Origin of the sequence: Streptomyces sp. NPDC057877 (assembly GCF_042796855.1) — a bacterium.
Lineage (GTDB): Bacteria > Actinomycetota > Actinomycetes > Streptomycetales > Streptomycetaceae > Streptomyces.
Genome location: NZ_JBHVMS010000005.1, coordinates 32,232 through 50,263, shown reverse-complemented (window position 1 = coordinate 50,263; position 18,032 = coordinate 32,232). Strand labels below are relative to the sequence as shown.

20 protein-coding genes and 1 riboswitch are annotated in these 18,032 nt (G+C 73.1%); of the genes, 11 read left to right on the top strand and 9 right to left on the bottom strand.

All coding sequences use genetic code 11. The features are described from left to right. Positions 1–69: 69 nt before the first annotated feature. Positions 70–145: riboswitch (cobalamin riboswitch) on the bottom strand. Between the two features lie 502 nt (positions 146–647). After that, positions 648–869 carry a hypothetical protein gene (locus ACFVQG_RS15245; RefSeq protein ID WP_383381907.1) on the bottom strand — a complete coding sequence of 74 codons (222 nt, stop codon included), beginning with the start codon at positions 867–869 and terminating at the stop codon, positions 648–650. 29 nt (positions 870–898) lie between these two features. After that, positions 899–2,164 (bottom strand): anion permease, encoded by a 1,266-nt coding sequence (locus ACFVQG_RS15240; RefSeq protein ID WP_383381904.1) that lies wholly within the window; start codon positions 2,162–2,164, stop codon positions 899–901. A gap of 322 nt (positions 2,165–2,486) precedes the next feature. Between ACFVQG_RS15240 and ACFVQG_RS15235 the strand changes: the two genes are divergently transcribed. The 3 genes from ACFVQG_RS15235 (at position 2,487) to ACFVQG_RS15225 (ending at position 5,998) form a co-directional block, all read left to right on the top strand. After that, positions 2,487–3,170: a class II aldolase/adducin family protein gene (locus ACFVQG_RS15235; RefSeq protein WP_383381901.1), complete on the top strand. Its 684-nt coding sequence runs from the start codon at positions 2,487–2,489 to the stop codon at positions 3,168–3,170. Positions 3,171–3,239: 69 nt separating this feature from the next. Next, positions 3,240–4,367 carry an alpha/beta hydrolase family protein gene (locus tag ACFVQG_RS15230; RefSeq protein WP_383381898.1) on the top strand — a complete coding sequence of 376 codons (1,128 nt, stop codon included), beginning with the start codon at positions 3,240–3,242 and terminating at the stop codon, positions 4,365–4,367. A gap of 230 nt (positions 4,368–4,597) precedes the next feature. Beyond that, positions 4,598–5,998: a hypothetical protein gene (locus ACFVQG_RS15225; RefSeq protein WP_383381895.1), complete on the top strand. Its 1,401-nt coding sequence runs from the start codon at positions 4,598–4,600 to the stop codon at positions 5,996–5,998. Between the two features lie 24 nt (positions 5,999–6,022). Here the strand turns inward: ACFVQG_RS15225 and ACFVQG_RS15220 are convergent, their stop codons facing one another. Beyond that, the gene (locus tag ACFVQG_RS15220) at positions 6,023–6,436 is read right to left on the bottom strand and encodes a VOC family protein (RefSeq protein ID WP_383381893.1); all 414 of its coding nucleotides are present in this window, start codon (positions 6,434–6,436) and stop codon (positions 6,023–6,025) included. 281 nt (positions 6,437–6,717) lie between these two features. Between ACFVQG_RS15220 and ACFVQG_RS15215 the strand changes: the two genes are divergently transcribed. From ACFVQG_RS15215 to ACFVQG_RS15205, 3 genes are all read left to right on the top strand, one after another. Then, positions 6,718–8,316 carry an ABC-F family ATP-binding cassette domain-containing protein gene (locus tag ACFVQG_RS15215; protein WP_383381890.1) on the top strand — a complete coding sequence of 533 codons (1,599 nt, stop codon included), beginning with the start codon at positions 6,718–6,720 and terminating at the stop codon, positions 8,314–8,316. Positions 8,317–8,651: 335 nt separating this feature from the next. Then, a complete protein-coding gene (locus ACFVQG_RS15210; RefSeq protein WP_018567695.1) occupies positions 8,652–8,873 on the top strand; it encodes a helix-turn-helix domain-containing protein in 222 nt (73 codons plus the stop codon). A gap of 157 nt (positions 8,874–9,030) precedes the next feature. Then, on the top strand, positions 9,031–9,834 hold the full coding sequence (locus tag ACFVQG_RS15205) for an enoyl-CoA hydratase/isomerase family protein (protein ID WP_383381886.1): 804 nt from the start codon (positions 9,031–9,033) through the stop codon (positions 9,832–9,834). A 15-nt stretch (positions 9,835–9,849) separates the two neighbouring features. Here the strand turns inward: ACFVQG_RS15205 and ACFVQG_RS15200 are convergent, their stop codons facing one another. Continuing rightward, a complete protein-coding gene (locus ACFVQG_RS15200; protein WP_383381883.1) occupies positions 9,850–10,566 on the bottom strand; it encodes a nucleopolyhedrovirus P10 family protein in 717 nt (238 codons plus the stop codon). 87 nt (positions 10,567–10,653) lie between these two features. Between ACFVQG_RS15200 and ACFVQG_RS15195 the strand changes: the two genes are divergently transcribed. From ACFVQG_RS15195 to amaP, 5 genes are read left to right on the top strand one after another with little or no spacing between them, the layout of a single operon-like run. Next, positions 10,654–11,145, top strand: coding sequence for an Asp23/Gls24 family envelope stress response protein (locus ACFVQG_RS15195; protein ID WP_383381880.1), 492 nt, complete (start codon positions 10,654–10,656; stop codon positions 11,143–11,145). Between the two features lie 34 nt (positions 11,146–11,179). Then, entirely contained in the window at positions 11,180–11,365 is a 186-nt protein-coding gene (locus ACFVQG_RS15190; protein WP_383381877.1) for a hypothetical protein, read from the top strand. After that, positions 11,362–11,757 carry a hypothetical protein gene (locus tag ACFVQG_RS15185; protein WP_383381874.1) on the top strand — a complete coding sequence of 132 codons (396 nt, stop codon included), beginning with the start codon at positions 11,362–11,364 and terminating at the stop codon, positions 11,755–11,757. Before ACFVQG_RS15190 ends, ACFVQG_RS15185 begins: the two co-directional genes overlap by 4 nt. Next, positions 11,754–12,434: a DUF6286 domain-containing protein gene (locus ACFVQG_RS15180; RefSeq protein ID WP_383381871.1), complete on the top strand. Its 681-nt coding sequence runs from the start codon at positions 11,754–11,756 to the stop codon at positions 12,432–12,434. Before ACFVQG_RS15185 ends, ACFVQG_RS15180 begins: the two co-directional genes overlap by 4 nt. 5 nt (positions 12,435–12,439) lie before the next feature. After that, a complete protein-coding gene (gene amaP / locus ACFVQG_RS15175; protein ID WP_383381868.1) occupies positions 12,440–13,018 on the top strand; it encodes an alkaline shock response membrane anchor protein AmaP in 579 nt (192 codons plus the stop codon). Positions 13,019–13,026: 8 nt separating this feature from the next. Here the strand turns inward: amaP and ACFVQG_RS15170 are convergent, their stop codons facing one another. The 5 genes from ACFVQG_RS15170 to ACFVQG_RS15150 form a co-directional block, all read right to left on the bottom strand. Then, positions 13,027–13,782: an SDR family oxidoreductase gene (locus ACFVQG_RS15170; protein WP_383381865.1), complete on the bottom strand. Its 756-nt coding sequence runs from the start codon at positions 13,780–13,782 to the stop codon at positions 13,027–13,029. Positions 13,783–13,787: 5 nt separating this feature from the next. Then, entirely contained in the window at positions 13,788–15,575 is a 1,788-nt protein-coding gene (locus ACFVQG_RS15165; protein WP_383381862.1) for a glycoside hydrolase family 15 protein, read from the bottom strand. Positions 15,576–15,775: 200 nt separating this feature from the next. Next, positions 15,776–16,573: an SURF1 family protein gene (locus ACFVQG_RS15160; protein WP_383381859.1), complete on the bottom strand. Its 798-nt coding sequence runs from the start codon at positions 16,571–16,573 to the stop codon at positions 15,776–15,778. A gap of 82 nt (positions 16,574–16,655) precedes the next feature. Beyond that, entirely contained in the window at positions 16,656–16,889 is a 234-nt protein-coding gene (locus ACFVQG_RS15155) for a hypothetical protein (protein ID WP_383381856.1), read from the bottom strand. 90 nt (positions 16,890–16,979) lie between these two features. Continuing rightward, positions 16,980–17,978 (bottom strand): DEDDh family exonuclease, encoded by a 999-nt coding sequence (locus tag ACFVQG_RS15150; protein WP_383381854.1) that lies wholly within the window; start codon positions 17,976–17,978, stop codon positions 16,980–16,982. Positions 17,979–18,032 lie beyond the last annotated feature (54 nt).

The window sequence follows — 18,032 nt, the reverse complement described above, 5'->3', positions numbered from 1 at the left end:
GGCAGCCGAGCATCGCGATATGTCCTCACTCAGGGTGTCCACGCCCTGGTTCGACGAGACCGGCGGTGAGAGTTCCTGGCTCCCGGGGGTGTTCTTCCCCGGTCACAGTGGCGGGACCGCGCCGGATTCGCACCGGGCTTCCTCTCCTGCCGCCGTACATGGCCCGGGCAGTCCACCATGCCCGGGAACGGCCGTCAACTTGCCGTTGACCTGCGAGGCTGGAGTGTGTGGAGGCCCACACCGGGGTTTACGCCGCTACCACGCCGCCCTGTTCGGCCGGACCGACCTGCCGTCGCATCGCCTTCAGCGGGCGGATCCGCCCGGTCCGGCTGGTACGGGGGGAAGCGGGCGCCTGGAATGTCCGGTGGGTGAGGGTCCGGGTGGGTGCGAGGAGCGGCACTCGTCTCCGGGCCCTCGACGGTGACCGTCTGCACGGAACCACCGCGTGTGGCCGTCTCGCCTACGACCTCGGCCGCCTGACCGACGGAGGCGCCGCCCCGCTGTGTGCGCCGCTCGGGCCCCGCCCTCCCGGCGTGCGCGCGGCCCCGGCGGTCGCCGCCCCGCGCGTCCCCGAGGAGGCCGACATGGCTCCGCCCCGCGGGACGCTCGTAGGCGTCCCGCGGGGCGGAGGCGGATGCGCGTCGTGGTCAGGCCACGATCAGATAGATCCCGTACGCCACCGCCGCCGCGCAGGCCGCGAAGCAGGCGTACGCGCCGGTCACCGCGACCGCGTCGGACCCGCCGCGCTCGGTGGCGCGCTCGTGGCGGGAGAGGCCGGTGATGCCGAGGGTGAAGAGGGCCACGAGGGCCACGGTGGCCACGAGGCTGACGCCGAAGACGGAGCCGAGGGCCGCCCAGTCGATCTTCATGCTGATGCTTCCTTACGTACCTGGTGCGCTCAGACGACCGTGGTGTCGGACTTGGCGGGGGCCGCCTGCGCGGGGATGGTGGCCGTCAGTTCCTCGGCCGCGGCGACGGTCGGCGGCGGGGTGACGGCGGCGATGGCGGCCGTCACCACTCCGGCCGACTCCTCCGCCGACTCCTGCGATCCGGTCTCGCCGTCCGTGTCGTTGACGTTGGTGTGGTCGACGACCTCACGCCGCGACAGCTTCCAGATGGCGGCGCTGGAGGCGATCAGGAACACGGCGACGAGCGCGGTGCCCCAGTCCCCGAGATCCGTCACGTACTCGGCGACCGCGGCGACCAGCGCGGCGGCGGGCAGCGTCAGCCCCCACGCGACGAACATCCGGGTGGCGGTGGACCAGCGGACCACACCACCCTTGCGGCCGAGACCCGCGCCCATCACCGAACCGGAGACGGAGTGCGTGGTGGAGAGCGAGAAGCCGAGGTGCGAGGAGGCCAGGATGACCGTCGCGGCGCTGGTCTGGGCGGCGAAGCCCTGCTGCGGCTGGAGGTCGGTCAGGCCCTTGCCCATGGTGCGGATGATGCGCCAGCCGCCGAGGTAGGTGCCGAGGGCGATGGCGAGGCCCGCGGAGAGGATGACCCACAGGGGCGGGTCGGAGTCGGGGGCGACGGCGCCACCGGCGACCAGGGCGAGGGTGATGACACCCATCGTCTTCTGGGCGTCGTTGGTGCCGTGCGCGAGGGAGACCAGGCCCGCGGAGGCGATCTGGCCCGCGCGGTAGCCCTTCTCGGCGGACTTGCCACCGGCGGTCTTGTGGCCGAGGCGGTAGGTGAGGCGGGTGGCCAGCAGCGCGGCGATGCCCGCGACCAGCGGGGCGGCGATGGCCGGGATCAGCACCTTGGTGACGAGCACGTCGCCGTGGACGGCGCCGACACCCGCGGAGGCGATGGTGGCGCCGATCAGACCGCCCATCAGGGCGTGCGAGGACGAGGACGGCAGTCCGACGAGCCAGGTCAGCAGGTTCCAGAGGATCGCGCCGACCAGGGCGGCGAAGATGACCTCGGGACGGATGCCGCTTTCGTCGACCAGCCCCTTGGAGATCGTGTTGGCGACCTCCACCGAGAGAAAGGCGCCGACAAGGTTGAGGACGGCGGACATGGCCACCGCGACCTTGGGCTTGAGCGCACCGGTCGAGATGGTGGTGGCCATCGCGTTCGCGGTGTCGTGGAAACCGTTCGTGAAATCGAACGCGAGTGCGGTTACCACCACAATCGCGAGGATCAGCGAGATGCCTTCCATTTACCCAGGCAATCGTTCGAGGTCATTGGCTGGATGAACGTAGGTAACCCAGGTGAACGAAAGGTGAACTGAGAGGGGCTTGAGGGTGTCTGGATCCGGGGAGTGGGGTCCAGGAGACGCGGGCGGGCTTGTGTGGGCTGGCGCGCGTGGCTCAGCGAGCGGCGGGGGAGATTCTCGTCACCCCCGCCCATGAGCCCCCGAACCCCGCCCGCGATCCCCCGACGCCTGCCCCTGTCCGCGCCCCGCACCCCCAACCCCTGTCCGCGCCCCGCACCCCCAACCCCTGTCCGCGACCCCTCGCCCCGCCTGGCAGGATCGCGGCATGGCCGGACACGCACGAGACCAGCGGGACACACACGGCGACGACGCGGAGGCACGCGCCTGGGCGGACCTGGTGACGACCGCCCGCCGCACCGTCGCGGACGGACTGGTCGTCGGCACCTCCGGCAACGTCTCCGTCCGGGTCGGCGACCTCGTCCTGGTCACCCCGTCGGGCGTGCCCTACGACCGGCTCACCCCGGACGACCTCACCGCCGTCGACCTCGACGGACGGCGGGCGCGCGGCACCCTGGTGCCGACCAGCGAACTGCCGATGCACCTCGCCGTGTACCGCACCACCGACGCCCGCGCCGTCGTGCACACCCACGCCGTGCACGCCACCGCCGTCTCGACCCTCGTCCGCGAGCTGCCCCTGATCCACTACATGGCCGGAGCGCTCGGCGGCCCCGTCCGGGTCGCCCCGTACGCCACCTACGGCACCGAGGAACTGGCCGAGAACATGCTGCGCGCCCTCGACGGCCGCTCCGGCTGCCTCCTCCAGAACCACGGCACCCTGACCTACGGCGACACCCTCGACCAGGCCTACGACCGCACCGCCCAGCTGGAGTGGATGTGCCGCCTCTGGCTCACCGCGTCCTCCGTCCCCGGCCGCTCACCGTCCCTGCTGTCGGCCCGGCAGCTGGACGAGGCGGGGGAGCGGCTGAAGGGGTACGGGCAGCGGGCCTGAGCCCGCTCGGCGTCACCCCGTACCGTCCTCCCACTGGCCGCTCACCAGGTCCGCCAGGACACTGGAGCCGTGCGCACTGTCACCGCGACGGCCGCTGCCGTCACCGCCGTGCTAGGGGCCGGGGCCGCCACGGTCGCCGTCGGCCGGTTCGCCAGTGCCGCGGCACTCAGGACGCCACCGGGACGACCGCTGCCCACCGAGCCCCGGCTCACCGTGCACGGCACGGCCGCCGGACAGATCGCGCTCACCCGGGACCTCGCCTCCCTGCGCCCCGGCGTCTACGGACTGGCCGGAAACGGCTCCCACGCGGTCGTCGGCCCCGTCCTGCGCGCCGACTCCCAGCCCGCCGACACCGTCGTACGCCGCCTGGAACGCGTCACCCACGGCACCCTGGCGTCCGGCGACAAGGTGTGGCTCACCCCCAACGTGCACATCGGCAACCCCCGCACCGCCCTCGGCCTGGACCACGCCGACGTCGACGTCCCCGGCGAACTCGGCGCCCTGCCCGCCTGGTTCCTGCCCGGCGCCCGGGACACCTGGGTGATCGCGGTGCACGGCCTCGGCACCACCCGGGAGCACCCCATGAACGTCATGGGCCTGCTGCACCGCCTCCGCTTCCCGGTGCTCTCCCTCGCCTACCGCGGCGACCTCGGCGCCCCCCGCTCGCCGGACGGGCTGCACCACTTCGGCGAGACCGAGTGGCGCGACGTGGACGCCGCCATCCGCTACGCCCTGCGGTACGGCGCCCGGCGCGTCGTGCTGCACGGCTGGTCCACCGGCGCCGCCATGGCGCTGCGCACCGCCACGCACTCCCCGGTCGGCGACCGGGTCTCCGGGCTCGTACTGGACTCCCCGGTCCTCGACTGGGAGTCGACGCTGCGCGCCCTGGCCGCGGCCCACGGGACACCGGGCGTGCTGCTGCCGCTGGCCGTCCGCGCCGCCCAGGGCCGCACCGGACTGCACGGCGACGCCCTCGACGACGCCACCACCGCCGAGCGGATCCGGACGCCGACCCTGATCTTCCACGGCCCCGACGACGTGGTGGCCCCCTGGGCCCACTCCCGTCGCCTCGCGTCCCTGCGTCCCGACCGAGTCGCCCTGCGCACGGTCCGGCACGCCCCCCACGGCGCCATGTGGAACCCCGACCCCTCCGTCTACGAGGAGTCCCTGCGCCGCTTCCTCACCCCGCTGATGTGAGCCGCGTGCCGGGGGCCGCCCCCCGCCCCCGCCCCGCCCCCTCCCCGCCCCCTGCACCCCACCCTCCGTCCACCCGCCCGTAACCATTCCGTTTGGCATCCGCTCAAGGCCGGATCAATGGCTTGATCACCCCTCCCGACCCCATCCGGGACCACGTGCCCTGGCCAGCCCCGTCGCCCCCGCGGGCATTCCGTTTGGGTTTTCGGACCGTCAACCGGAAGACTGCACCCGTGACGTCCCGTATCCCGCGCGACTCCAGGCTTCGACTCGTCCGCCCGCGACCCCTGGCCGCCGCCCCCCGAGCGATGGAACAGCGGCGCCCGCGCCGCCCCGCCCCGCGTCCGCCGGAGGGCACCCCGCCCCCCGCGGAACTGGCCAGAATGGCGCGCTCCGGGCTGGCCGGTGCCGCCCGCGTCGCCCGCTGGGCCGATGGCACGCTGCGCCCCGGCAGGACCGGCGCGACCACCGACGGCAAGGCCACCCTCTCCGACGCGACCGCCGAGCAGGCGGCCCGCGAGCTGGGGCTGACCCCGGGCCAGGTGCGCGCCGACTGGGACACCGCCCGCCTCGCGGGGCTCGTCGAGGTGCACGGCGACAGCGCACGCCCCGGCTGGCGGCTGCGCGCCTGGGACCGCGACGACAGCGCCGTACTGCGTGGCTGGGTCGCCCTCTTCGACGCCTGGTCGCTCGCCCACCCCGAGCCCGAGCAGCAGCCCGCCGCCGTCGCCGAGGTCGTCTCGGCCATGCCCCAACTGCTCTCCTTCCTCCAGCTGTCCGCCGGGCCCGTCCCCGTCGCCCAGCTCCTCGACCTCCTCGAACAGCGCGTCCACGAACTGCGCACCGAACGCTGCGAGATCCCCTACGGCCCGCAGCCGGAACCCCAGCCCCAGCCGCCGCAGACCGACGACACCCCGCTCGCCCCGCTCCTGGACTGGGCCCTGCACGCCCTCGCCGCCGTCGGCGCCCTCACCTACGGCGACGGACAGGCCACCCTCACCCCGCTGGGCAGCTGGGCGGTCTGGGTCAAGCTGGAGCAGATCTGCGTCGCCGCCCAGAGCCCCGCGGGCAACATCGAGGCCTCCGCGGAGGAGATGCTGCGCGGCTGCGCACAGCTCCGCCCCAACGCCGCCCGCGCCGAGTACCGGGCCTGGCTCGCCGCCCGCCCCGTCGGCGGCGCCGTCACCGAACTCCTCGACGCCGCCCGCGGCGAGGACGCCCTGCTGCGCGGCCTCGCCTTCGAGGCGCTGCGGGTCGTCGGCGCCCCCGCCGAGCCCGAGGTGCGCGGCGTCCTGGATGTGCCGACGGTGCGGCCCTACGCCCTGCTGTGGCTCGCCGAGCACGAGGGCGCCGACCCCGAGGACGCCCACGAGGTGCTCACCCGGGAAGAGGCCACCTGGCTGTGGGTCGACACCGCCGCCGCCGTCGCCGACCACGGCGAGGCCCCGCTGCTGGTGCGGCACCTGGAGTCCGCGGTGCAGGCGACCGTCCCCGCGCTGCTCGACGAGGTGCGCGCGGTCGGCCACCCGCGCACCGTGCAGGTCCTGGTCGCGCTCGCCGCCGCCCACCCCGACCCGGCGCTGGCCAAGGCGGTGCGCCGCGCGGCCTTCCAGGTGCACACCGGGGGCAGCTGAAACCGGGCCCGCCCCCGCCGTGGCTCAGGCCGCTATCTCGGGGGCGTAGGTCCCGAAGCTCCAGAGGTTGCCCTCGATGTCGCGGGCCATGTAGTCCCGCGAGCCGTAGTCCTGGTCCGTCGGGGGCATCAGGATCTCCGCGCCGTGGTCCACGGCCCGCTGGTGGTGGGCGTCGACGTCGTCCACGACGACGTACACCCCCGTCGGGCCCGCGCCCTTCATCGCCTCGTCGAAGCGCCCGCCGCGGCCCTTGGAGCCGAGCATCACCACGCCGTTGCCCTGGGCCAGCTCGGCGTGCAGGACCGAGCCGTCCTCGCCCTCGTACACGGACAGCTCCGTGAACCCGAAGGCCTCCGTGAGCTGCCTGATCGCCGCCTTCGCGTCGGCGTACAACAGCGTGGGGCAGATGCTCGGACGCCCGCCGTTCGTGCCTGCCATGCCGATCACTCCCTCGCAAGAGGACTCGCGGAAAGGGCGGCACTCCGCCCATTCCGACCCGCTGTTCAGTCTGGCAGCCACCACTGACAACGCCCGGCGGCTGAGCCGAACGGCCGGACCCGGACCCTCGCACGCAGGTCCGGGGCCCGAACTCCGGGACGCGGAAAAACGGCTTGCGCCGCCCCGTTAGACTGGCCTCATGGCCATTCTCCTCGCGCACTAGACGGCGGGAACGCCCTCAGCCGCCCATCCCGCCCTCCTATTCGCCCAGGAGTCTGTCCGTGATCTCCGCCTCCGGCATCGAGCTGCGCGCCGGTGCCCGCGTCCTCATCGAGTCCGCCACCTTCCGAGTCGCCAAGGGCGACCGCATCGGCCTGGTCGGCCGCAACGGCGCGGGCAAGACCACCCTCACCAAGTGCCTCGCGGGTGAGGGCATCCCCGCCGGGGGCACCATCACCCGCTCCGGCGAGGTCGGCTACCTCCCGCAGGACCCGCGCACCGGCGACCTCGACATGCTCGCCCGCGACCGCATCCTCTCCGCGCGCGGCCTCGACGTACTGATCCGCAAGATGCGCGAGAACGAACAGCGCATCGCCACCGGCAAGGGCACCACCCGCGACAAGGCGATGAAGCAGTACGAGCGCCAGGAGACGGAGTTCCTCACCAAGGGCGGCTACTCCGCCGAGGCCGAGGCCGCCACCATCGCCGCCGCGCTGAACCTGCCCGACCGGGTGCTCGGCCAGCCGCTGCACACCCTCTCCGGCGGTCAGCGCCGCCGTATCGAGCTGGCCCGCATCCTGTTCTCGGACGCGGACACCCTGCTCCTCGACGAGCCCACGAACCACCTCGACGCCGACTCGATCGTCTGGCTGCGTGACTACCTCAAGACCTACCGCGGCGGCTTCATCGTGATCAGTCACGACGTCGACCTGGTGGACACGGTCGTCAACAAGGTGTTCTATCTGGACGCCAACCGCGCCCAGATCGACATCTACAACATGGGCTGGAAGCTCTACCAGCAGCAGCGCGAGGCCGACGAGAAGCGCCGCAAGCGCGAGCGCGCCAACGCCGAGAAGAAGGCCGCCGCCCTGCACTCGCAGGCCGACAAGATGCGCGCCAAGGCCACCAAGACGGTCGCCGCGCAGAACATGGCCCGCCGCGCCGACAAGCTGCTCGCCGGTCTGGACGCGGTCCGCCAGTCCGACAAGGTCGCCAAGCTGCGCTTCCCCGAGCCCGCGCCCTGCGGCAAGACCCCGCTGATGGCGGAGGGGCTGTCGAAGTCGTACGGCTCCCTGGAGATCTTCACCGACGTCGACCTGGCCATCGACAAGGGTTCCCGGGTCGTCATCCTCGGTCTCAACGGCGCGGGCAAGACGACCCTGCTGCGGCTGCTCGCCGGTGTCGAGCAGCCGGACACCGGCATGGTCGTTCCCGGCCACGGCCTCAAGCTGGGCTACTACGCCCAGGAGCACGAGACCCTGGACCCGGACCGCACCGTGCTGGAGAACATGCGCTCCGCCGCCCCCGACATGGACCTCGTGGAGGTCCGCAAGGTGCTCGGCTCGTTCCTGTTCTCCGGTGACGACGTCGACAAGCCCGCAGCGGTCCTCTCCGGCGGCGAGAAGACCCGCCTCGCCCTGGCCACCCTGGTGGTGTCCTCGGCGAACGTCCTGCTGCTCGACGAGCCGACCAACAACCTCGACCCGGCCAGCCGCGAGGAGATCCTCGGCGCGCTGCGCACCTACAAGGGCGCGGTGGTCCTGGTCACGCACGACGAGGGCGCGGTCGAGGCGCTCCAGCCGGAGCGCATCATCCTGCTGCCGGACGGTGTCGAGGACCTGTGGGGCGCGGACTACGCGGATCTCGTCGCCCTGGCTTGATCGAATGAGTGATCCACTGCGTATGGATCATTCGGCCTATCGGTGATCCATCATCTGTGTGAGATCTCCTCGTACCGAGGTGTGTCCTACATCGATTTCGCGGCCGAGTCCCCTGTCAACGGAGAGTCGGCCGCGACGCCTTTCTGACCTGCGCCTTCGCGGAGAGCCTCGTCCATAGACGCGTATCCGACACTCTGGAATCAGGTATTCCGTTTGTGGGGACGCGCTCCCGTCGTCAAAACCCTCTCGCATGGACCTTGCCGAATGGGTGGCCAGGACGGCCCGGAGGGGTGATCATGAGGAGACCAGAGCGCACTTCCCATGAGGAGGCACGGGTGGCCGAGACTCTGAAGAAGGGCAGCCGGGTGACCGGCGCCGCGCGCGACAAGCTCGCGGCAGACCTGAAGAAGAAGTACGACGCCGGTGCGAGCATCCGGGCGTTGGCCGAGGAGACCGGCCGCTCGTATGGCTTTGTGCACCGCATGCTCAGCGAGTCGGGCGTCACGCTCCGAGGGCGTGGCGGGGCGACGCGGGGCAAGAAGGCCGCCTCGGCCTGACCCCCGGGTGGCCCACCGTCTTCGATGGTGACCACCCGGTCGGCCGTCCGATCGGCCGGGTGGTTACTGTGCAGTCACTTACGAGTGCTGTCGTACGGCACTCACGAATGCCTCAGTCACGGCATTCGACGATGACCGCACCCATCGGAGGCGCCCCATGGCTTCGCTCGACTCGGTAATCGATCCGGTACTCGACCAGGACGGCGTACGGCTCACCGTCGACGACGCGATCGCCACGGTGACGCTGACCAACCCGGCCAAGCGCAACGCGCAGAGCCCCGCTCTGTGGCGGGCGCTGACCGAGGCGGGTCGGCTGCTGCCAGGGTCCGTCCGGGTGGTCGTGCTGCGCGCCGAGGGGAAGTCCTTCTCGGCCGGACTCGACCGGCAGGCGTTCACGCCCGAGGGCTTCGACGGCGAGCCGTCGTTCATCGACCTCGCGCGGGGCGACGACGCCACGCTGGACGCGACCATCACCGAGTACCAGGACGCGTTCACCTGGTGGCGGCGCAGCGACATCGTCTCCATCGCCGCCGTACAGGGACATGCCATCGGCGCCGGGTTCCAGCTCGCCCTCGCATGTGATCTCCGCGTCGTCGCCGACGACGTGCAGTTCGCCATGCGCGAGACCAGCCTGGGCCTGGTGCCCGACCTGACCGGCACGCACCCGCTGGTCGGGCTGGTCGGGTACGCCCGCGCGCTGGAGATCTGCGCGACCGGTCGTTTCGTCCAGGCCGAGGAGGCCGAGCGCACCGGCCTCGCCAACCTCGCCGTGCCCGCGGACCAGCTCGACGACGCCGTACGCGATCTGGCGGCGGCGCTGCTGGCCGCCCCGCGGGATGCCGTCATCGAGACGAAGGCGTTGTTGCGCGGGGCGCGGGAGCGGACCTTCGACGACCAGCGGGTCGCCGAGCGGGCGGCGCAGGCGCGGAGGCTGCGGGATCTGGCGGGGGTCGGCGACTAGTCCTGTCTACGGCGTTCAGCGCACGGCGGTGATCAGTACCGCCACGGACGGGTGATCCGGCAGGGCCTCGCTCACCTGGGCGCGGACCTCGCGGGCCACGTCCACCGCCCTGCGGTCCGCGCGTACGGCCAGTTCCAGGCGGACGTGCGGGCGCGGCAGGGCGTCGTCCCGCCCGCCGTCGGTGATCAGGTGCACCGGTCTGCCCAGGGCGCCGGTCAGGCGGTCCACGCCGGGTACGGCGAGGGCCGCGGCGGCGGCTCGGGCCTCCGTGGGGTCGGTCGGCTCGGCGGCCCGGGCGGGTCCCGGGGCGGGTTCCGCGACGGGTCGCGTGGGCTCGCCGTCGTCCAGGAGACCCATCACCCGTAGGTCGATCTCCGCGACCGTCAGGCCGAGCCGCTCCGCCGACGCCGTCGCCAGGGCCGTACGCAGCCGGGAGGCGGCGGCGGGCAGGGGCTCGGTGGCCGTGGCCGCGAAGTCGGCGGTCAGGCGCAGCGGCCCGGGTGGCAGCGCGCTGGGCGGGGGCGGCACGGCGGGATCGTAGGTGTGGTCCGGGTCGGCCAGGCCGATCCGCATCGGGCCGAGCCGCACCCCCGGCACCGCGCCCACCGCCCGCTCCAGCGCCGTGCGCGCCGCGTCCTCGGTGAGCCACGCGCCGTCGCGTGGGCCGCCCAGCGGGAGGAGCCTGCCGAGGCCGAGCCGCTGCCGTACCGCCTGTGTCCAGTCCGCCGTCATTACTCCAGCCTGCCGCATTCCCGGAGCGCGACGGCGCAACCCCGCTTACGGTGGTCAGAGGACGACCACCGAAAAGGACGTACGGCGATGACCGACATGGACCGGAACCGGACGCAGACCCCTGAGGGCCAGAGCGAGCCGCCGACGCAGACCACCACCCGTAAGACGACCGCCCGGCGCGGTGGCGGGGACCCGGGGACCCGGGGCCGCACCACCATCGCCGACGGGGTCGTGGAGAAGATCGCCGGACTCGCCGCCCGTGACGTCGTCGGCGTACACGCCATGGGCAGCGGGATCAGCCGCACCTTCGGGGCGGTCCGTGAGCGCGTGCCCGGCCAGGCCAAGTCGGTGACCCGAGGCGTCAAGGCCGAGGTCGGCGAGGTGCAGACCGCACTCGACCTGGAGATCGTGATCGACTACGGCGTCTCGATCGCCGATGTCGCCCGCGCCGTGCGCGAGAACGTGATCGCGGCGGTGGAGCGGATGACCGGCCTCGAGGTCGTCGAGGTCAACATCGCGGTGAGTGACGTCAAACTCCCGGACGAAGAGGAAGAGGAGCCGGAGCCCCGGATCCAGTGACCGCGACAAGTGAATGACTGATGGGGAGCGCACCATGAGCATGGCCGTGGTCGGCATGATCGCCGGGATGGCGCTGGGCTTCGCCGGTTACTTCGGCGGATTCGGTGCCTTTCTGCTGGTGGCGGCGCTGGGCGCCATCGGGTTCGTCGTCGGCCGGTTCCTGGAGGGGGACATGGACCTGGGTGACTTCTTCCGTCCGCGTGACGACCGGCGCCGGTGACGCCCGTGAACGGTACGGCGGAAGAGGCGCGCGGCGAGACCCGTGACCCCCTGGCCGTCGTCCCGCCGGGGGAGCGCGGCGCCACCCGGATCGCGGACCGCGTCGTCGCCAAGGTCGCCGGGCAGGCGGCGCGTGAGGCGCTGGGCGCCCTGCCGCCGGACGCGTCCCGCCCGCACGCCACGGTGGTCGTGCACCACCGGGTCGCCCGCGTCCGGGTCCATCTGGAACTCGGCTACCCCGGCGACATCGGCGCCCACTGCCGGGAGGTGCGTCGTCATGTCACCGAGCGGGTAGGCGCGTTGGTGGGAATGGAGGTGCCGGAGGTCGCCGTCCAGGTGGAGCTGCTGCACCTGACCCCGGCCCACGGTGTGGCACAGGGGAGGACGCGATGAGCGAGCCCCAGGGCTCCGAGGGCACCACGCGACGGCTGCCGGTCATGGAGAAGCCGGACGCGGGCGGCCTCGACCAGTCCGCGTCCGCCGCGGCGTACGAACCGGCGCCACCGGTGCTCGGCGCCGACGGCGGCGACGGCAGGCGCTTCTGGTCGGCGCGGCGCGTCCCCGCGGGCATCGTCGCCGTGCTGGTCCTCGGCGTCGCGGGCACCTTCCTCTACGACATCGCCGCCGTGCGCGCCGACCAGCCGGGCATGCGCTGGCGCCGGGAACTCGCCGGGCAGCTCGCCGAGCGGCCGCTGGACGACACCTGGGTGCTGGTCGGCGCCGGGGTCGCCGCCGCGCTCGGGCTGTGGCTGATCGTGCTGGCGCTCACGCCGGGGTTGCGCGCCGTGCTGCCCATGCGGCGCGCGCATCCCGATGTGCGCGCCGGTCTGCACCGGAGCGCCGCCGCGACGGTGCTGCGCGACCGCGCGGTGGAGGTGTCCGGCGTGCAGTCGGTGCGCGTGCGGATGCGCCGCCGCAAGGCCGACGTCCGCGCGGTGTCGCACTTCCGTGAACTGGACGACGTACGCACCGACTTGGACACCGTGCTCGCCGACGCGATCGGAGGGCTGGGCCTGTCCCGGCCGCCCGCCCTGTCGGTGCGGGTGCGGCGGCCCGGCCGGAAGGGGTGAGCGGGATGCTCAGGACCGTCAACCGGGTGCTGCTCGGGCTGGTGGGGCTGGTGCTGGTGGTGCTCGGCGGCGCGGTGCTCGCCGTCGGGCTCGGTCTGGAACCTCCGTCGTGGTGGCTGCACCAGGGGCCCGACGACGTCCTGCTCAGCGCCGCCGAGCGGAGCCGGTGGCGGGACGAGGGCTGGTGGTGGCCGGTCGTCATCGCCGCGCTCGCCGTCGCCGTCCTGCTCGCCCTGTGGTGGCTCACGGCCGTCCTGCGCCGCCGTAGGCTCGGCGAGGTCCTGGTGGACACCGGCGACGGCGAAGGCGCCCTGCTGCGCGGCCGGGCCATGGAGGGCGCCCTCGCCGCCGAGGCCGCCGACCTGGACGGTGTCGGACGCGCCCAGGTCCACCTCACCGGCCGCCGGGCCACCCCCGCCGCCCGGGTACGGCTCCACCTCGAACCCCATGTCGACCCGGCCGCCGCCCTCCAGCACCTGACAACCCGGGCGATCGCCCACGCGCGTGACTCGGCCGGGCTGGCGAAGCTGCCGACGGAAGTGCGGCTGCGCGGGGTCAGGCACCGCCCGGAACGGGTGAGCTGACGAACGGCTCAGAAGCCGTGTCGCGCCCCGCCGTCGATCGGGAGCATCACGCCCGTCAGATACGAGGCCGCGGGGGAGAGCGCGAAGGCGGCCGTGCGGCCGAACTCGGCGGGGTCGCCGTAGCGGCGCAGCGGGATGCGGGACTCGGACGCCGCGCGGGTCGCCTCCGGGTCGGCGGAGAGCGCGTCCAGTTCGCGTACCCGGTCGGTGTCGAAGCGGCCGGGGAGCAGGCCGAGGACGCGGATGCCGCGCGGGCCCAGTTCCACGGAGAGGGACTTGGCGAGCCCGGCCAGTCCGGGGCGCAGCCCGTTGGAGATGGTGAGGCCGGGGATCGGCTCGTACACCGAGCCCGACAGGACGAAGGCGACGACCCCGCCCGCCTCCAGCTCCGCCGCCGCCGTCCGGGCCAGCCGGGCCGCGCCCAGGAACACCGACTCGAACGCCGACCGCCACTGCTCGTCGGTGTTGTCCGCGATGAAGCCGGGCGGCGGGCCGCCGACGCTGACGAGGATGCCGTCGAAGCCGCCGAACCGCTCGCGCGCCGCCGCGACCAGCCGCGCGGGCGCCTCCGGATCGGCGTTGTCGACGGCCACCCCGGCCGCGTCCGGCCCCAGTTCGGCCACCGCGTCCGCGACGCGCTCGTCGTCCCGCCCCGTGATGACCACCTTCGCGCCGTCGGCGAGGAGGGCGCGCGCGGTGGCGTTGCCCAGTCCGCGGGTGGCCCCGGTGACGACGTACACCCGGTCCTTCAGTCCAAGATCCATGGTTCCTATCCTGCCGTCTCGTCCCCGTAGAGGGCGAGGGCGGTGTTCACCAGACCGATGTGACTGAACGCCTGCGGGAAGTTGCCGAGCTGGCGGTCGGCGACCGGGTCGTACTCCTCGGCCAGCAGCCCAACGTCGTTGGTGAGGCCGACCAGCCGCTCGAACAGTTCCTCGGCCTCCTTGCGGCGGCCCGTGGCGTGCAGCGCGTCCGCCAGCCAGAACGAGCACACCAGGAACGCGCCCTCACCGCCGGGCAGCCCGTCGACGGCCGTCTCGTCGGCGCTGTAGCGGCGCAGGAGACCGTTGTGGCCCAGCTCCGCGCGGATCGCCTCGATGGTGCCCAGCACGCGCGGGTCGTCCGGCGGGAGGAAACCGGTGCGCGGGATGAGCAGCAGGGCGGCGTCCAGTTCCGTGGATCCGTAGGACTGCGTGAAGGTGTTCCGTTCGGGGTCGTAGCCGCGCTCGCAGACCTCGCGGTGCACCTCCTCGCGCATCGCCCGCCAGCCGTCCAGGTCGCCCTCCAGCTGCGGGTACCGCTCCAGCGCGCGCACCGCCCGGTCGGCGGCCACCCACACCATCACCTTGGAGTGCACGAACTGCCTGCGCCCGCCGCGTACCTCCCACAGCCCCTCGTCCGGCTGCCGCCACGCCGTGCGCAGGAACTCCATCAGCGCCAGTTGCAGCGCCCAGATGTCCGGCCGGGAGTGCAGGCCCGCGCTCCGCGCCAGCGACAGCGAGTCCATCACCTCGCCGTAGACGTCCAGCTGCAACTGCCGTACGGCGTCATTGCCGATCCGGACGGGAGCGGTGTCCGCGAAACCGGACAGCCAGGGCAGTTCGTACTCGGGCAGTCGGCGCTCGCCCGCCAGGCCGTACATGATCTGCAGGTCCGCCGGGTCGCCCGCGACCGCGCGCAGCAGCCAGTCGCGCCAGGCCTCGGCCTCCTCCACATAGCCCGCCGACGCCAGCGCGCCCAGGGTGAGCGTGGAGTCGCGCAGCCAGCAGTAGCGGTAGTCCCAGTTGCGCACCCCGCCGATCTCCTCGGGCAGCGAGGTGGTCGGCGCGGCGACGATGCCGCCGGTCGGCTTGTAGGTGAGCGCCTTGAGGGTGATCAGGGAGCGGACCACCGCGTCCCGGTGCGGGCCGTCGTAGCGGCAGCGCGCCGTCCACGCCCGCCAGTCGGAGACGCTGTGGTTCACGGACTTGTACGGGTTCACCAGCTGGGGCCGTGGCTCGTGGGAGGGGTGCCAGGTCAGGACGAAGGCCACCTTCTCGCCCGCCTCGACGGTGAATTCGGCGTGCGTGCCGAAGTCCTCGCCCCAGCTGTGCACCTCGGGCTCGCTGCGCAGCCACACCGAGTCCGGGCCCGCGACCGCCACCCGGTGGCCGTCGGCCCTGCGCACCCACGGCACGATCGAGCCGTAGTCGAAGCGCAGCCGGAGCGCGCTGTGCATGGTCACGCTGCCGTGCAGGCCCTCGACGACGCGCACCAGGTCGGGCGCGCGGTCCCGCTGGGGCATCAGGTCGGTGACGCGTACGGCGCCCTGCGGTGTCTCCCACTCGGTGTCGAGGACCAGGGTGTCGCGGCGGTAGCCGCGCCGGGCGCAGGGGCCGGTCGCGTCCTTCGGGGCGAGTCTCCAGTAGCCGTTGTCCTCGTCGCCGAGCAGCCGCGCGAAGCACGCCGCCGAGTCGAACCGCGGCAGACACAGCCAGTCGACCGAGCCGTCCCTGCCGACGAGCGCGGCGGTCTGTTCGTCGCCGATGATCGCGTAGTCCTCGATGCGCCGGTCCACGCAGGTGCGGGTTCCCGGGGGAGGGGGCGCGCAATCAGCGCTCAGGGCTGGGTGGGTGAGGGGGTGTACTGAGGGGGCGTACTGGGGGGTGTACGGGGGCGCGTGCTGAGGGGTGTACTGGGGGTGTACGGGGGGCGCGTGCTGAGGGTGTACTGGGGGGTGTACGGGGGCCGCGTGCTGAGGGGCGCTGGTGCGTGCGGTCAGACCGTGGCCGGTTCGGTCTCCGTCGGTTCCGGTTCGGCGGTCGTGGCCGCCGCCCGGTCGCGGGTCTCGCGGCGGACCATGACGACCCAGCCGATCGGGACGCCCGCGGCGAACAGCCACCACTGGACCGCGTAGGCCATGTTCAGCGCGGCGTTCTCCCTGCCGGGGTCGCCGAGCTGTTCCGGGGTGTCGCCCTTGGGCTCGGGCGCCGTCTGCACCAGGTAGCCGCCGAGCACCGGGGCGCCGAGGCGACGCGCCTCCTGCGCGCTGTCGATCAGCATGATCTGCCGGTCCGGCAGGTCCTTGAGGTCCCTGATCCCGCTCGCCTCGGTCGTCTCGTCGGGCATCAGGCGGCCTGTGACGGTGGTCTCACCGCGGGGCGGTGCGGGGATCTTCGGGAACGCGCTCTGGCTCGCGGGGTCCGCGGGGATCCAGCCCCGGTTGACGAGCAGGACCTTGCCGTCGTCGAGGACGAACGGGGTCAGGACGTGGTAGCCGATCCTGTCGTTGCCGTTGGTGCGGCGCCGGACCACCACCTCGGCGTCGGTGTCGAAACGTCCCTTCGCGGTGACCGTGCGGTACCTCTCCTCGCTGGTCACGGCGTGTCCCGGGGAGGTCAGCCGCTGCACCGGCACCGGGTCGGCGGCCAGTGCGTCCGCGACGCGCTGGTTGCGGGCGGCGCGCTCGTCGTGCCGGTCCAGCTGCCAGAAGCCGAGCCAGATCATCGTGGGGATGAGCAGCAGGGCGACCAACGTGGTGATCACCCACTGGCGGGACAGGAGGAAGCGGTACACCCCACGACCGTACAACTCGGTCGTGGGGTGCGTTCAGCCGGGTACGGGCACGGCCGGGTGGGGGCGCGGTGGGTGTGCGGGCTCACACCTTGTCGATGATGCCCGCCTTTCCCTCGGCGCGGGCGCAGTGGGCCCCGCAGTACCAGTGGCCGTTGGCCTCGACGCCCTGGCCGATGATCTGCACCCGGCAGTGCTCGCAGATGGGTGCCATGCGGTGGATCGCGCAGGAGAAGCAGTCGAAGACGTGGACCGCGCCCTGTGCGTGCACCTCGAAGGTCATGCCGTAGTGGTTGCCGCAAACTTCGCATGTCGCCATGGGCCACAGGGTGGGCCGTCGCCGCGGCACGGGCGAGCGGGCGGCGGGCGAGTCGCCCGGCAATCACCCGTCCGTACGGCTCGCCCCGGCTCAGTCCTCGGACGCCGGTTCCACGTCCCCGAGCAGTTGCCCGAACGCGGCCTCGTCGACGACCGGGGTGCCGTACTGCCGGGCCTTGACCACCTTCGAGGTGCCCGAGTCCGGGTCGTTCGTCACCAGCAGGCTGGTCAGCCGGGACAGGCTCGTGGCCACATGCAGCCCGGCCTCGGTCGCCCGGTCCTCCAGCAGGTCGCGCTCGACCGAGGTGTCACCGGAGAAGGCGACCCGCATGCCCTGTTTGAGGCGCTTGCCCACTTCGTACCGGCCTGGGTTGGGATAGGGGCAAGCAGGCCTTTTGCGGGACGGGCGCCAACTGCCGGGCCGGTACCCGCCGTACCCGCCCGAGCCCGCCTGCTGCCCGATCAGGGGCGCCGGGCGGTCCGTCCACTCGGTGAGCGGGCGGCACTCGTGCAGCGGCAGCCGCAGCCCGCCCTCGGCCGCCGCGTGCAGGCTCGGCCGGAACGCCTCCGCCAGCACGCGCGCGTCGTCCAGCGCGTGGTGCGCCCGCCGCTGTACGACGCCGAAGTGCGCGGCGAGCGACTCCAGCTTGTGGTTGGGCAGCGGCAGGTCCAGCTCCTTGGCGAGCGCGATGGTGCACAGCCGCTGCCGCACCGGCGCCTCGCGCCGGGCGCGCGCGTACTCCCGGGCGATCATCTGCCAGTCGAAGACGGCGTTGTGCGCGACGAGCACCCGGTCCCGCAGCCGGGCCGCGAACTCCTCGGCGACATCCGCGAACAGGGGCGCGCCCCGCAGCACCTCGCTCGTCAGGCCGTGGATCCACACCGGCCCGGGGTCCCGCTGCGGGTTGACCAGCGTGTACCAGTGGTCCTCGACCTCGCCGCGGGCGTCCAGCCGGTAGACGGCCGCCGAGATGATGCGGTCGTCCCGGGCCAGGCCGGTGGTCTCCACGTCAACGACCGCGTACCCCTGGGGATACGCGGTCGGCCACACGGTGGGGGACGACGCTGCGGTCGTGCGGTCTTCGAGCATGGTCCCTGAGGATACGGCCCGGGACTGACAGCCCCGGCCCGCGGTGCCCCGTCA